The 15,439-nt window shown below is 38.9% G+C and carries 12 protein-coding genes; 6 read left to right on the forward strand and 6 right to left on the reverse strand.

From position 1 onward, the window contains the following. Positions 1–39: 39 nt before the first annotated feature. The 3 genes from oppC to Q1K78_RS09985 form a co-directional block, all read right to left on the reverse strand. Positions 40–942 (reverse strand): oligopeptide ABC transporter permease OppC, encoded by a 903-nt coding sequence (gene oppC / locus Q1K78_RS09975; RefSeq protein WP_300177649.1) that lies wholly within the window; start codon positions 940–942, stop codon positions 40–42. A gap of 14 nt (positions 943–956) precedes the next feature. Then, complete coding sequence (gene oppB, locus Q1K78_RS09980; protein ID WP_300177652.1) at positions 957–1,877, reverse strand: oligopeptide ABC transporter permease OppB; 921 nt, start codon at positions 1,875–1,877, stop codon at positions 957–959. 105 nt (positions 1,878–1,982) lie between these two features. After that, entirely contained in the window at positions 1,983–3,647 is a 1,665-nt protein-coding gene (locus Q1K78_RS09985; RefSeq protein ID WP_300177656.1) for an ABC transporter substrate-binding protein, read from the reverse strand. Between the two features lie 619 nt (positions 3,648–4,266). On the opposite strand from Q1K78_RS09985, the gene Q1K78_RS09990 reads away from it, so the two are divergent. Then, entirely contained in the window at positions 4,267–6,801 is a 2,535-nt protein-coding gene (locus Q1K78_RS09990; protein ID WP_300177659.1) for a glycosyl hydrolase family 18 protein, read from the forward strand. 84 nt (positions 6,802–6,885) lie between these two features. Here Q1K78_RS09990 and Q1K78_RS09995 read toward each other — a convergent pair whose 3' ends face one another. Continuing rightward, positions 6,886–7,464: a thymidine kinase gene (locus Q1K78_RS09995; RefSeq protein ID WP_300177661.1), complete on the reverse strand. Its 579-nt coding sequence runs from the start codon at positions 7,462–7,464 to the stop codon at positions 6,886–6,888. 81 nt (positions 7,465–7,545) lie between these two features. Continuing rightward, positions 7,546–8,934 carry a cysteine--tRNA ligase gene (gene cysS, locus Q1K78_RS10000; protein ID WP_300177664.1) on the reverse strand — a complete coding sequence of 463 codons (1,389 nt, stop codon included), beginning with the start codon at positions 8,932–8,934 and terminating at the stop codon, positions 7,546–7,548. Between the two features lie 148 nt (positions 8,935–9,082). On the opposite strand from cysS, the gene Q1K78_RS10005 reads away from it, so the two are divergent. The 4 genes from Q1K78_RS10005 to Q1K78_RS10020 all read left to right on the forward strand — a co-directional run bounded on the left by Q1K78_RS10005 (position 9,083) and on the right by Q1K78_RS10020 (position 12,093). Next, positions 9,083–9,580, forward strand: coding sequence for a peptidylprolyl isomerase (locus Q1K78_RS10005; RefSeq protein ID WP_300177667.1), 498 nt, complete (start codon positions 9,083–9,085; stop codon positions 9,578–9,580). 60 nt (positions 9,581–9,640) lie between these two features. Further along, complete coding sequence (gene lpxH / locus Q1K78_RS10010; protein WP_300177670.1) at positions 9,641–10,366, forward strand: UDP-2,3-diacylglucosamine diphosphatase; 726 nt, start codon at positions 9,641–9,643, stop codon at positions 10,364–10,366. 115 nt (positions 10,367–10,481) lie between these two features. Then, positions 10,482–11,684 (forward strand): HDOD domain-containing protein, encoded by a 1,203-nt coding sequence (locus Q1K78_RS10015; RefSeq protein ID WP_300177673.1) that lies wholly within the window; start codon positions 10,482–10,484, stop codon positions 11,682–11,684. Positions 11,685–11,694: 10 nt separating this feature from the next. Then, a complete protein-coding gene (locus Q1K78_RS10020; RefSeq protein ID WP_300177675.1) occupies positions 11,695–12,093 on the forward strand; it encodes a YchJ family metal-binding protein in 399 nt (132 codons plus the stop codon). A 148-nt stretch (positions 12,094–12,241) separates the two neighbouring features. On the opposite strand, the gene Q1K78_RS10025 is transcribed toward Q1K78_RS10020, so the two are convergent. Beyond that, a complete protein-coding gene (locus Q1K78_RS10025; protein WP_366899818.1) occupies positions 12,242–13,672 on the reverse strand; it encodes a sodium-dependent transporter in 1,431 nt (476 codons plus the stop codon). A 306-nt stretch (positions 13,673–13,978) separates the two neighbouring features. On the opposite strand from Q1K78_RS10025, the gene cls reads away from it, so the two are divergent. Beyond that, positions 13,979–15,433 (forward strand): cardiolipin synthase, encoded by a 1,455-nt coding sequence (gene cls / locus Q1K78_RS10030; protein WP_300177681.1) that lies wholly within the window; start codon positions 13,979–13,981, stop codon positions 15,431–15,433. Positions 15,434–15,439 lie beyond the last annotated feature (6 nt).

A 15,439-nucleotide genomic window follows, 5' to 3' on the forward strand; every position in this document is an offset into this window, starting at 1 on the left:
ACTCAAATTTGTTTAATAACTAACTGTCCATACAGAGGGTTATCTGTCTTTTGGATCCAGCGCATCACGTAAACCATCACCTACATAGTTAAAGCAGAATAAAGTAACAACCATAAATAAAGCTGGGAAAGTTAACTGCCAAATCGCCACTTCCATTGTTTGAGCGCCTTCTTGAAGCAAAGCACCCCAGCTCGTCATTGGCTCTTGAACACCAAGACCTAGGAAAGATAGGAAAGATTCCGTTAAGATCATGCTTGGGATAAGTAGTGTTGAGTAAACAGCAACAATACCTAATACGTTTGGAACGATATGGCGAGTGATGATACCCCACTTGCTCACACCACAAACGTGGGCTGCTTCGATAAATTCTTTACTACGCAAACTAAGCGTTTGACCACGTACAATACGAGCCATATCTAGCCAAGCAATCGCACCAATAGCAACAAAGATAAGAACAATATTACGACCAAAGAACGTTACCAGTACAATGACTAGAAACATAAATGGAACTGCATAAAGGATCTCAATAAAACGCATCATTATTCGGTCGACTTTACCGCCAATAAATCCAGAGGTCGCGCCGTAAAGGGTACCGATAATCACCGCAACTAACGCGCCTAGAATACCTACCATCAATGAGATTCGACCACCAACTAAGGTACGAACAAATAAGTCACGACCTAAGCTATCGGTACCAAAAAGGTGAGCAGCACTTGGGGCTTCATGCAATGCATACCAATCCGTGTCGTCATAAGCATACTGGCTAAACATTGGTAAAAATATTACTGCTAATGTCATTACCGTTAGAACACAAAGGCTGATCATTGCTGCTTTATTTCGCATAAAACGTAGACGAGCATCCTGCCATAAACTACGACCTTCAATCTCAAGATTTTCTGAGAAATTTTCGATCGCTTCTAAATTTTCTTTTTTAGTTAACATGCGTCCATTCCCTATTAATAACGAATTTTCGGGTCGATAAGAGCTAGTAATACATCAACAATTGCGTTGAATAAGATAAATAGGAAACCAATTAAAATGGTGACCCCCATTACTAACGAATAATCACGGTTAAAAGCGGCGTTTACGAATAACTTACCAATACCTGGTAAACCAAAAATGGTTTCGATAACAACAGAACCGGTGATAATGCCTACGAACGCAGGTCCCATATAAGATACAACAGGTAGCATTGCTGGCTTTAACGCATGTTTTAGTACGATGTAGTGATAACTTAATCCTTTTGCACGAGCAGTACGGATGAAGTTACTGTTGAGTGTTTCAATCATGCTACCACGGGTAATACGTGCAAAAGTGGCAACATATAAGAATGACATCCCCATAATTGGTAAGAACATGTATTTGAATGAACCATCATGCCAGCCACCCGCTGGGAACCAACCAAGTTCAATTGAGAATAAGTAAATCAGTGCCGGGGCTAATACAAAGGAAGGCATTACCACCCCAACCATGGCGGTAGACATAATACTGTAGTCGAGCCAGGTGTTTTGCCTCAAGGCGGCTAACGTACCAATCGAAACCCCAAGCACAACCGTAAAAATAAAGGCAAAGAAACCTACTTTTGCAGAAACAGGCAGTGCCGCTTCAACAAGTTCGTTAACGGTGTAATCTTGATATTTAAATGATGGACCAAAATCACCTTGAAGAATATTGCCAAGGTAAGTGGTGTATTGCTCAAATACTGGTTTATCTAAACCGTATTTTGCATTGATGTTCGCCATTACTTCTGGTGGAAGTGGGCGTTCAGTAGAAAATGGGTTACCAGGTGCAAATCTCATTAAGAAAAAAGAGATGGTGATCAATACCAACATAGTTGGAATCGCTTCAAGTATCCGTTTGATAATGAATTGAAACATAATTCACTCTTCCAGTCTGTGACAAAAAATAAAATAAAGATGGATCTAACCACTACACGCTATCCTGCGTGCAGTGGCTTTTTTTATAGTTTTATTTGCTAATGATTACTTAGCTTTGATGTATAGGTCTTTCGAGTAGATTTTTTCTTCCGCATTTTCAGCGGGGAAGCCACCTACTTGTGGAGATAGTAGACGTGAACGAACATACTGATAGATAGGCGCAATTGGCATATCTTTCGCTAAAAGCTGCTCAGCTTGTAGATAGATAGCGGTACGCTCTTCTTCAGATGTTGATTTTAGTGCTTTGTCGATAAGTGCATCATACTCAGCGCTTAGGTAGTGCTTACCACCTGTTGTGTTCTTACTAACCATTAATGTTAAGAAAGAAGATGCTTCATTATAGTCGCCACACCAACCAGCGCGAGCAACTTCAAACTCACCTTGGTCTTTTGAATCTAGGTACGTTTTCCACTCTTGGTTTTCAAGAGAAACTTCTAAACCAAGTGTTTTCTTCCACATAGAACCTGCTGCAACCGCAATTTTTTTATGGTTTTCAGAGGTATTGTATAGAAGAGTAAACTTAAGTGGATTTTCAGGGCCAAAACCCGCTTCAGTTAATAGACGTTTAGCTTCTGCATTACGCTCATCTTGAGTCATCTTACCGTAAGCTGGTAGCTCAGGGTTAAAGCCCGCTGTGATTTCAGGCGTTAGGAAGTAAGCCGGTTTTTGGCCTTGACCTAGGATTGCGCCAGATACAATATCACGATCGATTGCGTAAGAGATTGCTTTACGTACTCGAACATCATCAAATGGTTTCTTTTGAGTATTGAATGAGTAGTAATAAGTACACAAGCTACCTTCAACAGAAACAGACTCTGGGTGCTCTTTCTGTAGACGCTTGAAATGCTCAGTAGGCAATGTTGATGTAAAGCTGATTTCACCAGAAAGGAAACGGTTCATCTCTGCTACTGGATTTTCAATTGGTAGATACGTTACTTTATCAAGTTTCGTCTCTTGATTATCCCAATACTGTTCGTTACGAAGCAGCTCTAAACGCTCATTTACAACCCAGCTATTTACAACAAATGCACCATTACCAACAAAGTTACCTGGCTTAGTCCACTTGTCGCCGAATTTTTCAACTGTTGCTTGATGCACAGGTTTCACAGTTGTGTGACCCATCATCATTACAAAGTATGGTACTGCTGTATCAAGTTGAATTTCTAAAGTGTGTGCGTCAACCGCTTTAACACCTAGCTCACTCTTGTCTTTTTTACCAGAGATGATGTCTTTTGCATTTACCATCTTAGTATATTCCATATACCAAGAATATGGTGATGCAGTAGCAGGATCAACAGCACGTTGGAAGCTGTATACAAAATCATCTGCTGTTACAGGATCACCATTTGACCATTTAGCGTCTTCACGTAAATGGAAAACAAATTTTTTGTTGTCTGCAGTTTCCCAGCTTTCCGCCACACCTGGAATCGTATTACCATCAGCATCTTGGTTTACAAGGCCTTCTAGTAGATCACGAATTACATGAGATTCAGGAACACCTTGAGATTTGTGAGGATCAAGAGTAGCAACTTCAGTACCATTGCCGCGCGTCAATTCTTGAACATCAGCGTAAACCACTTCTGTCGACATTGGTTTTTCAGCAGGTTTAGTTTCTTTAACTGGTTGCTCTGCAGGTTTATCTCCACAGCCAGCTAGTGTTAGTGACAGGCCACCAAGCAAGATTGCTTGTGTAATTTTATTTTTATACATGCATTAACTCCAATACATTCTATTTTGCATCCATGACACTCTTCGGGCAGAACGACTTGCCAATCATTTATGATCTAAAAAACGTTAAAGGCGCCTTAAAAAAAATAAATCCTTCGAATAATTGTGTGGGACATTAGCAACCCTCGAAGCATTTTGCCACATTTTTGTCACAAAACACCTGATAATTTTTAAAAACATCACATTTTACAGCATAAATGACCAGTTATTAGCCTATAACCGTATTCCAATATATAGAAAACTAACAAAGACTAGAATTCAACACCGTTAGTAACACTTTAGATACACCTTACAATATAAAAACCAATATTTATCCAACAAAATAACCGATAATTCGTTGATTAATCGCTCCCTTCACCTAAAAAAACATTAATTTCACTCGAAAAATAACTTTACCCGATTACACAATATGTAAAAACAATATTTTCGAGTGAACCTTCACTTTTTTATATTGGTTACATTTCAAGCATGTTGAATGTATAAGCCTGCTGCCAAACTAAATACACCAGCTGGAAATTTATAAAATATGTACAAATATAAATAGCAGAGCTGAGTATTTCAGCTGTAATCCAACTGGATTAATCAATCAAGGATGTTATTTATGTTTAAAAATAAACTGGGACTGTGCTCCGCGGCAATTACTCTTGCCCTCTCAGCCCCAACTTATGCAGCAACTCCAGGACAAGCCATTATTTCTTGGATGGAAACTGATTTTGCCATTATTGAAGTAGACCAAGCCGCCACATCATATAAAAATCTTGTCACGGTAAAAGAGTTTGCAGAAGTACCTGTAACATGGGACAGGTGGTCTGGAGAATCCGCGGAAGTATGGCGAGTTCTATTAAATGGGGTTGTCGTTCATGAAGAAACGATTGCAGCAACCGCCTCACAAAAAGCCTCTACCGTTCTCCAAGTGAGACAAGGTGGCCAATATTCGATGACAGTTCAATTGTGTAATGGGACAGTCGCAACAGAAGAGTGTAGCACCAGTGATGCTAAGTCGATTATCGTGGCTGATACCGATGGTAGTCATTTAGATCCCCTCCCAATGAATATTGACCCAACAAATGGAAATTACACAACACCAGAAGGAATGGTATCAGGTGCTTATTTTGTTGAATGGGGCGTTTATGGACGTAAATTTGCAGTTGATCAGATCCCGGCTCAAAATCTCACTCATATCCTCTATGGCTTCGTACCAATTTGTGGTCCTAACCCCTCTTTAGGTGAAATTGAAAGTGGCAATAGTTTAGCGGCTCTAAACCGTGCTTGTGCTGGCACACCTGATTATGAAGTGGTTATCCATGACCCATGGGCAGCAGTACAAATGCCACAACCTCAATCAGGTCATGTCCACAGCACACCTTATAAAGGGACTTATGGTCAAATGATGGCTCTTAAACAACGCTATCCAGACCTAAAAATTGTTCCTTCTATTGGCGGTTGGACTTTATCAGACCCTTTCTATGACTTTGTTGATAAATCTAAACGTGACATCTTTGTTTCTTCTGTTAAGCAATTCCTTAAAACATGGAAATTCTATGATGGCGTAGATATTGATTGGGAATTCCCTGGCGGCGATGGTGCAAGTTCGACCGGTGGTGACCCTGTAAATGATGGCCCTGCTTATGTTGCTTTAATGCAAGAGCTGAGAGCTATGCTTGATGAGTTAAGTGCTGAAACAGGAAAAACTTATGAACTAACCTCTGCGATTGGGGCTGGTTACGATAAAATTGAAGATGTTGATTATGCAGCAGCCTCTCAATACATGGACTACATTTTTGCCATGACTTATGATTTCTTCGGTGGCTGGAATAACGTCGTTGGACATCAAACTGCCATTTATTGTGGTTCACATATGTCACAAGGTGAATGTGATGGCACAGGGTTAGACGATAGAGGCGAACCTAGAAAAGGCCCAGCTTATACTATATCTAATGCTATCGATTTATTGCTAGCGCAAGGTGTTGATGCTAATAAACTGGTTGTTGGTGCTGGTATGTATGCTCGTGGTTGGACTGGCGTGACACGTGAAAGCATGACTGACCCGACAAACCCAATGACAGGCGTTGGTAATGGTAAAGTTGCAGGCTCTTGGGAAGCAGGCGTTATTGATTACAAAGATGTCGTCACTCGCTACGTAGATAAAGCCGGTGTTGAAGTTGGTTATGATGAAGTCGCTCAAGCCGCTTATGCTTATGATCCTAGTAATGGTGATCTTGTTACTTACGATAATAAGAAGTCGGTATTAGCTAAAGGTGAGTATGTTCGTTCACTCGGTTTAGGTGGTTTATTTGCATGGGAAATCGATGCAGATAATGGTGACATTCTAAATGCAATGCAAGAAGGGCTTGCTGGTGGAACGGTAACCCCTCCTGCGAATAAAAAACCAATTGCTAATGCTGGCGTCGATATTGCGGTAACCGCTCCAGCAATAGCTCAACTTGATGGTTCATTATCATCAGACAGTGATGGAACCATCGCATCTTATGCTTGGACTCAAATCTCTGGACCAGCTGTAGCGTTAAGTAATCAAAATACGGTTAATGCTAGTTTTGTAACTGATGGTTTTATTCAATCTGAAACTCTTCAATTCACCTTAACGGTAACGGATGATAAAGGCGTAACAGCTTCTGATTCAGTCTCTGTAGTCGTAACGGTTAAAGGAACTGAGCTGGTTAATACCCCACCAGTAGCTGTGATTATTGCACCAAGTTCGGTTAATAAAGGGGATCTAGTGACGCTAGATGCCTCTTCTTCTACTGATGCAGAAGGTGACCCTCTAACGTTTACGTGGGCAGTTCCATCAGGAATAGATGCTACGGTTACAGGGTCTACAGTCACCTTTATTGCTGGTTCTTATACGGTAGATACTCCGCTTTCATTCTCAGTAACAGCGAATGATGGCCAAGCATCAAATACAGAAACAGTAAGTGTTATTGTGCTAAAAGATGCAGGAGAACCGCCTGTAACTTGTGACAATGCATGGGATGCAACAGCGGTTTACACTGGTGGCGATCAAGTATCTCAAGCTGGAAAAACATGGGAAGCAAAATGGTGGACTCAAGGTAATGCTCCATCAACTTCTGGTGAATGGGGAGTATGGAAAGAAGTAGGTATTTCTACTTGTAACTAATATCCTTCTATATCACTAACAAAAAGGCCAAATTCATGAAATTGAATTTGGCCTTACTTTTTTATCAATTAGAACTAAACGTAATTACTTACCTAGTGCTTCTTTATAATGATTTCGGCAAACGGAGACATATAATTCATTACCACCAATCGCCACTTGATCACCGTCCGCTATCGCAACACCATGCTCATCGGTACGAATAACCATGTTCGCTTTGCGACCACAGTGACAAATGGTTTTTAGCTCAACTAATTTATCAGCCCATGATAATAAATACTTACTGCCTTCAAATAGCTCACCTAAAAAATCAGTACGTAAGCCATAACATAACGCTGGGATATGCAATTTATCAACGACTTCTGTTAATTGGTAAACTTGTTCTTTCGTTAAAAATTGGCACTCATCGATTAATACACAATGAATTTTTTTTGCTTCATGGAGTGTTTTAATCGTTTCAAACATATCCATGTCTGTATTAAATAAATGCGCATCGGCATCTAGGCCAATACGAGAACTCACTTTTCCCACGCCATATCGGTCATCAATAGCCGCGGTAAAAATCGCAGGGTTCATTCCGCGTTCTTGGTAATTAAAAGACGATTGAAGAAGTGTTGTTGATTTACCCGCATTCATTGCTGAGTAATAAAAGTACATCTGAGCCACAAATGTGTCCTCTATTAAAGTTCAAAAATTTGGTAATAAAAAAGGCTGGAAAAACCAGCCCTTTATATAAAACTGTTGATACTATTTACGACGCCAAGTTGTCCCTTCAGGGCCATCTTCTAAAATAATATTTAATGCTGCGATCGCATCACGAGCCGCATCAGCCGCTGCCCAATCTTTTGCCGCACGAGCATCATTACGTGCTTTAATTAAAGCCTCTATTTCTGCCACTTCATTATCGCTACCACTTTCACCTTGTAAAAAAGCTTCAGGATCTTGTGATAATAAACCCAGCACTTCTGCTAATTCACGCATTAATGCACCAAGCTTAGAGGCCGCTTCAATGCTTTCTGTTTTTAAGCGATTAACTTCACGAGCCATTTCAAACAGTACAGAGTAAGCCTCTGGTGTATTGAAGTCATCATTCATTGCCGTCGAAAAACGTGTCACGAACTCTTCACCACCAGCAGCGGCAATGGTTAAATCAAGACCACGTAACGAAGTGTACAAACGCTCTAGCGATGCACGAGCTTGATTTAAATTGTCTTCACTGTAATTTAATTGACTACGGTAATGACCAGACATTAAAAAGTAACGAACCGTTTCTGAATCGTAATGTGCTAATACGTCACGAATAGTAAAGAAGTTGCCTAATGACTTAGACATCTTTTCACGATCAATCATCACCATACCACTATGCATCCAAGTATTTACATACTTAGAGTCATGAGCACAACACGATTGCGCAATTTCATTTTCGTGATGTGGGAACATTAGATCAGAACCACCACCATGAATGTCAAAATGATTACCTAAAATTGAAGAGTTCATTGCAGAACATTCAATGTGCCAACCAGGGCGGCCCGCTCCCCATGGAGATTCCCACGTTGGTTCTCCAGGTTTAGACATTTTCCATAACACAAAGTCCATACCGCTACGTTTTACGCTTGCTTCTTCAATTGTTACACGAGAGCCTGTTTGGAGTTGCTCAAGATCTTGGCGAGAAAGACGACCGTATTCGTCGTACTTTTTAACTTCAAACATTACATCACCATTTGAGGCAACATAAGCAAAGCCACGCTCAATTAAACGCTCAACTAATTCTACAATTTCAGTGATGTATTCTGTTGCTCTTGGTTCAATATCTGGGCGCTTCATATTTAGCGCATCAAAATCAGCATGCATATCAGCAATCAAACGTTCAGTTAACGCATCACACGTTTCGCCATTCTCTGCGGCACGCTTAATAATTTTATCGTCAATATCGGTAATGTTACGAACAAAAGTAAGATCGTAACCTAAAAAACGTAAATAACGAGAAATTACATCAAAAGAGACAAACGTACGACCATGACCGATATGACACAAGTCGTAAATCGTAACCCCACACACATACATACCGATTTTGCCTTCGGTAATTGGTTTAAATTCTTCTTTTTGACGTGTAAGTGAGTTATATATTTTCAACATGCTCTTTTTTTACTCATTATTTGTTTAAAGGATATATAAAGGCTATTAAACCTATATTAAGTAATGATAGCAAGAAAATTCCCTGTAGATCCTCCTTAATCTTAGGTAAAATCAATTTCTATTTAAATACAATTACAAAGGTAATTTCATGATCATCCTTCACACATCTTTTGGTGACATCACAGTTAAACTTCACGAAGATAAAGCACCAGCAACTTGTGCGAACTTCTTACAATACTGTCAAGAAGGTTTCTACGACAACACTCTTTTCCACCGTGTAATTGATGGCTTTATGGTTCAAGGCGGCGGCATGACTTCTGGTCTTGAAGAAAAAACTAGTCGTGCAACAATCAAAAACGAAGCAAACAATGGCCTAAACAATAAAGTAGGCACATTAGCGATGGCTCGCACTATGGAACCGCATTCTGCTAGTTCTCAGTTCTTCATCAACGTTAATGACAACAAATTTTTAGACTTTAAATCAGAGTCTGTAGATGGTTGGGGTTACTGTGTATTTGCTGAAGTTGTTGACGGCATGGACGTAGTAGACAAAATCAAAGGTGTTGCAACTGGTAATTACGGTTACGTACACCAAGATGTTCCAGTTGAAGAAGTATTCATCACTGGTACTACAATTACAGAATAATTCTATTTTTATGTCAGCTCTAAATCCAGAGCTGACATCTTCCTTATAAAAAAGCATTTTATGACTATATTATTTATCTCTGATCTCCACCTATCCCCTCTTAGACCTGATATCACCGATTGCTTCCTCGACTTTATGAGCAATGACGCAATTCATGCAGAAAAGCTTTATGTATTAGGTGATTTATTTGAATTCTGGATTGGCGATGATGATGATTCATCATTTAATGGTGTCATTAAAAATGCATTTAAAGCATTAAATCAACAAGGTGTAGAATGCTATTTCATTCAAGGAAATCGTGATTTCTTATTGAATAAACGTTTTTGTAAAGAAACGGGCGTACAACTTTTAAATGACCATACTGTTATTGATATAGATGGTGAAAAAGTACTGATCATGCACGGCGATACACTCTGTATTGATGACATCAAATATCAAGAGTTTCGCGCTAAAGTTCACCAACCATGGTTACAATGGGTATTTAATCGCATCCCGCTCTTCATTCGCCAGCGCATCGTTAAAAATGTACAAGATAAAATCAAAGAAAAAAAACAGCATAAAGCATTAACGCTCATGGATGTGACCCAAAGTGAAGTTGAAAAGGTCATGTCAGAAGAAGGTGTAAAAAGACTGATCCACGGACATACTCATCGCCCAGACACCCATACTTTTAGTCATAATAACCAAGATATGATCCGTATTGTTCTTGGGGACTGGTATACACAAGGATCTATTCTTGAATATACGAACAATAAATACACACTTCACAATAAAACTTTTAAATAAATCACATTAATAGGCACCCTTTATCCCCTGGATGAAGTGAGTCATAGTTTTTTTTCGATAAACGGATTATGATAAGCCTAATTTCGATTCAATACGCTGTAGAGAATAACTTTTTATGTACTCATATGTTGCTCGTCAACCTATCTTAGATTTGAAAAAAAATACGATTGGTTACGAATTATTGTTCCGTGATGGGCCAAAAAATACGTTTCCTGCAATAGAAGCAGAAGAAGCAACAAGTCGATTATTATCAGACCATTTTCTCAGTTCCCAATGCAATGCAACTAATGATAAGTTGGGCTTTGTTAATTTCCCTCAACAAAGTTTAATTAATCTAGTACCAACTCTCTTTAATTCAAATAATTTAGTCGTTGAAATTCTTGAAGATTGCATACCAAACCAAGAGCTACTCAATGCTATTAAAATACTCTCTAAAAGTGGCTATAAATTAGCACTTGATGACTTTGAGCCAAGCCCTGAATGGACACCCTTTCTTCCTTATATTGACATAATCAAATTTGATATTCGTACTATCCCTATTTTAAAAGCTAAGTTATTTATTCGCCATTGCGAAAAATACAACATCTCTTTTTTAGCTGAAAAAGTAGAGAGCTATGAAGAGTTTGAAGAAGCAAAAGCCGCTGGATTCATTTATTTTCAAGGCTACTTTTTTAGTAAACCTGAAATGCTACAACAACGTGCAATGCAACCAAATCAACTCTCTATTATGAAACTTTATCAAGAGATCTCTGCGCCAAGCGTTGATTTTCAAGCCGTTGAAAAATACTTAATTCAAGATGTCTCGCTCTCTTATAAACTATTACGCTTTGTTAATTCTTCATCAATAATTGATCAACCGATCAGTTCTTTTAAACAAGCTTTAGTTTATTTAGGTGAAACCAAGTTGCGTCAATTCGTTTCTTTGGTTGCCATCGCTCATGCAACTGAACATAAGCCCCAATCGCTTTATACGTTATCTGTTCACCGTGCTAAACTCTGTGAGCTGATCGTAACAAAAACAAATATAAATCTTGAACCAAGCCAAGCATTTTTAGTCGGCCTATTCTCGCTTCTAGAGCCATTATTAGATCAGCCGTTGAACAGTTTGATTCAGTATTTACCTATTTCTACCGAAATAAAATTGGCCCTAACAGAACGTAAAGGCGCTCTTGGGAAGCTTATTTTAGCGATTGAAAGCTATGAAAAAGCGAACTGGACGATGGTATCTAAATGCTGTGCTATTTTAAAAATTACCGAGGAAGAGTTTTCTACCTGTTATAACGAATCTGCTGAATGGGTAGACGAGATGGCAAACTAGGTTATTAATTATGTCTAAAATTAGTCATTGTCCATGTGGCAGCAAAAAAAACTATTCAATCTGTTGTGAACCAATTCACAACAATCATGAATTGGCAAAAACACCAGAACTATTAATGCGTTCACGTTACAGTGCGCATGTAAAACGATTAACTCAATATATAATTGATACCTATCACCCCTCTTGTAATGCACAAGAATTTAAAGACGGCATAGAAGAATCCATTGAGCTTAACTGGCGTAAACTGAAAGTAATTTCTTCACACCTCTCTAATAAAACAGATAATGAAGGTTTTGTTTCTTTTAAAGCAAGCTACTCTGAAAATGGTCAACTGCATCAACTAAAAGAGCATTCTCGTTTTCTAAAAGAAAATGGTAAATGGTATTACATCGATGGTGACATTGAATGAACCACACCTTCTACATTTAAATACATTAAAGCCTGATATTCGTATTAGGCTTTTTTATTTTGATTGAGTTAACCAAAAAAACGAGAGCCATAAGACTCTCGTTTATATTTTATATTACTCTATGTATTTATTACTGTTTTATCTCAGTTTAGAACTTCTTAGAGATAAGCGCAGAACCCGCAATGATAGCAACACCTAGCAGCATGATTGGACCTTTTCCACCATCAAACCCTGATGAAATACCCATAAATGCAACGATTGCAATAGCAACAGGGATAATATATTTAACTAATGTGTACCATAGACCAAACAGTGGGAATTTCACTTCACCGCCATTTGTAATTTCATCTTCAAGATCTTCACGCTTCAGTCTCCAACCAGCGAAGATACATACCAACATACCGCCAACCGCTAGGAATATCTTATCGGTTAATAAATCAAAGATATCGAATGCACCAGTATCAAACAGCATTGGACCAAGACCGCCTAAAGATAATGACGCAAATACACATAAAATAGCCATTACTGTACTTGAAACAATAACCGCTTTAACACGTGAGAAACCTTTTTCATCGATTAAGTAAGACACGACAACTTCGAGTAGAGACACAGAAGAAGTTAATGCTGCAACACTTAAACCAATAAAGAACAGTAAAGCAAGTAAAATACCAATTACGCCGCCCATCTCTGCAAATATTTGAGGTATTACAACAAACACTAGACCAGGTCCAGCAGTTGGTGCCATACCAAATGCAAACATTGCAGGGAACATTGCAACACCAGCAAGGATAGCAACACCAGTATCCATTGCTGTTACCATCGCCGTTGTTTGTACAAGGTTTTCTTTTTTCTTCAGATAAGAGCCGTAAGTCATCATACAACCCATACCAAGAGATAGAGAGAAGAATGCTTGGCCTAACGCCGCAAGAATTACATTGCTATCAATCTTAGAAAAGTCAGGACTGAACAAAAACTCAAGACCAGCCATTGCGCCAGGAAGCATAAGTCCCTTCACTGAAACAATAACTAATATCAAGAATAATAGAGGCATTAGTAGCTTTCCAGCTTTCTCTATACCACCAGAAATACCCTTAATTACAATGACGACATTTAAAAGTAGATATAAACCCATCCACATAAGTGGTTCTATTGGGTTAGAAATGAAAGCACCAAAGCTGTCACCAATAGTTTCAGGCGTATTTAAAAGACCCGTCCCTACTTTAGCAATGTAGGCAATCGCCCAACCACCAACGACTGGATAAAAACCCATAATCAAAAGACCACTGACTACACCAATAACGCCAGCAAATGTCCAACGACGATCGATAGATTTAAACGCACCTACCGCAGATTTTTGAGTACGACGACCGATAGCAAACTCAGTCAACATCACGCTAAAACCAATAAAAATCACAAAGAATAGATAAATAGCAACAAATGCACCACCACCATTCTCACCCGCTGTATACGGAAATTTCCAAATATTACCTAGACCCACAGCAGAACCTGCCGCTGCCATTACAAATCCTAATTTTGAACCCCAGGTATCACGGGGTTTAGTGGTATTATTCATAGCCACAATTCTCCAAATATTCTGTATTATTGTATATGCACTGTGTTTGTATATGAGCATTAAAGTGGTGTATAAAAATGTATACACTTATAAAAAGGTTAGTTAACACTCAATATTGCAAGTAAACCAGTTTAGGAATAAAATTGGAACCCCTTATGTTATTTTTTTTAACGTATAGCTCTATCTTTTAACTCAATTGCTTACAAAAACATCAATAGGCTTTATTTTGTAAATATTTCCTTCCCTACCTACTCTTTTCCTACAACTCCTGATTTAATAGAGATCTACTTATTATTTCTGCGATGAAGGCTAATGGATAAATTTTATCAAGCACTTACTCTTATTGGTTTTATCTTATACTGGCTACTTGTTGCAGGCGTAACCATACGTGTTGTATTTAAGCCAAGGCCTGTTGGTGTCTCTTTAGCTTGGTTAATGATCATCTATATTATTCCGGTACTGGGAGTAATCGCGTATTTCTTAATTGGTGAACTAAACCTTGGTCGGACACGTGGTGAACGAGCCAAAGCCATGTTTAGCCCTTACGAAGAATGGTTTGCGCAAGTTCATCATTGTCAGCATCATCAGCCTCATTCCATCTCTCATCGAATTTCAGCCATTCATAATCTCTGCTCGAATCGATTAGGCATTCCTGCATTAAGTGGCGATACTCTTTCATTGTTAAATACACCATCAGAAATCCTAACCGCTATTGTTCGAGATATTGAACAAGCAGAGCACGAAATCAATATGGAGTTCTACATTTGGCATCATGGCGGCTTAGCTGACAGTGTTGCGAGTGCGTTAATAAAAGCAGCAAAACGAGGTGTCACTGTTAATGTTCTTTTGGATTCTGCAGGAAGTATCGATTTTTTCAAAAGCCACTGGCCTAAGCTACTTAGAGATTCAGGCGTTAATGTTGTGGAGGCGTTGAGTGTAAGTCCTTTTCGTATGTTCCTTAGAAGATTAGATCTGCGCCTGCATCGTAAAATCGTCGTAATCGATAATATGATTGCTTACACAGGCTCTATGAATTTGGTTGATCCTCAATACTTCAAACAAAATTCAGGTGTCGGTCAATGGGTGGATGTTATGGTCCGTCTAACAGGACCAAATGTAGCCGTTTTGAATACGATTCACGCATGGGATTGGGAAGTAGAAACAGGCGTTCGAGAGTTACCTGCACTGCCTGAATGCCCTATTTCAATAGATCCATTCAACCATACCACTCAAGTGGTTCCATCTGGCCCGGGGATGCCTGATGATATTATTCAACAAGTATTAATTACTGCAATTAACCAAGCAAGAACCTCTATCACAATCACTACTCCTTATTTTGTGCCTAGTGAAATATTACTTCATACATTACGAACCACTGCTCACCGTGGCGTTGAAGTTAAGCTAATTTTGCCTAAAAAGAATGATTCTTTAATGGTTAGCTGGGCCTCTAAATCTTTCTTTGAAACCCTACTAAAAGCAGGCGTTCATATTTATGAATTTAATGGCGGCTTATTACATACCAAATCCGTAGTTATTGATAACAGCCATTGTATTATTGGAACGGTTAATTTAGATATGCGTAGCTTCTGGTTAAATTTTGAAGTGAGTTTGATTGTTGATGATCCTGAATTTACCAAACAACTAGCTTGGGTTTTAAACGGTTATCTAGAACAATCGACCCCTATCGAACTAGCTGTATGGCAACAGCGAAATTTACCTCATCGCTTTACTGAACGCTTCTTCTCTATGTTCAGCCCACTGCTTTAATAATAC

It is taken from the genome of uncultured Aliivibrio sp. (assembly GCF_946479765.1).
In the GTDB taxonomy this organism is placed as follows: Bacteria; Pseudomonadota; Gammaproteobacteria; order Enterobacterales; family Vibrionaceae; genus Aliivibrio.

Coding starts and splice junctions, on each gene's coding strand:
- Q1K78_RS09990 (WP_300177659.1), top strand. CDS start 4,267: ATGTTTAAAAATAAACTGGGACTGTGCTCCGCGGCAATTACTCTTGCC.
- Q1K78_RS10005 (WP_300177667.1), top strand. CDS start 9,083: ATGATCATCCTTCACACATCTTTTGGTGACATCACAGTTAAACTTCAC.
- cls (WP_300177681.1), top strand. CDS start 13,979: ATGGATAAATTTTATCAAGCACTTACTCTTATTGGTTTTATCTTATAC.
- lpxH (WP_300177670.1), top strand. CDS start 9,641: ATGACTATATTATTTATCTCTGATCTCCACCTATCCCCTCTTAGACCT.
- Q1K78_RS10020 (WP_300177675.1), top strand. CDS start 11,695: ATGTCTAAAATTAGTCATTGTCCATGTGGCAGCAAAAAAAACTATTCA.
- Q1K78_RS10015 (WP_300177673.1), top strand. CDS start 10,482: ATGTACTCATATGTTGCTCGTCAACCTATCTTAGATTTGAAAAAAAAT.
- Q1K78_RS09985 (WP_300177656.1), bottom strand. CDS start 3,647: ATGTATAAAAATAAAATTACACAAGCAATCTTGCTTGGTGGCCTGTCA.
- oppB (WP_300177652.1), bottom strand. CDS start 1,877: ATGTTTCAATTCATTATCAAACGGATACTTGAAGCGATTCCAACTATG.
- oppC (WP_300177649.1), bottom strand. CDS start 942: ATGTTAACTAAAAAAGAAAATTTAGAAGCGATCGAAAATTTCTCAGAA.
- cysS (WP_300177664.1), bottom strand. CDS start 8,934: ATGTTGAAAATATATAACTCACTTACACGTCAAAAAGAAGAATTTAAA.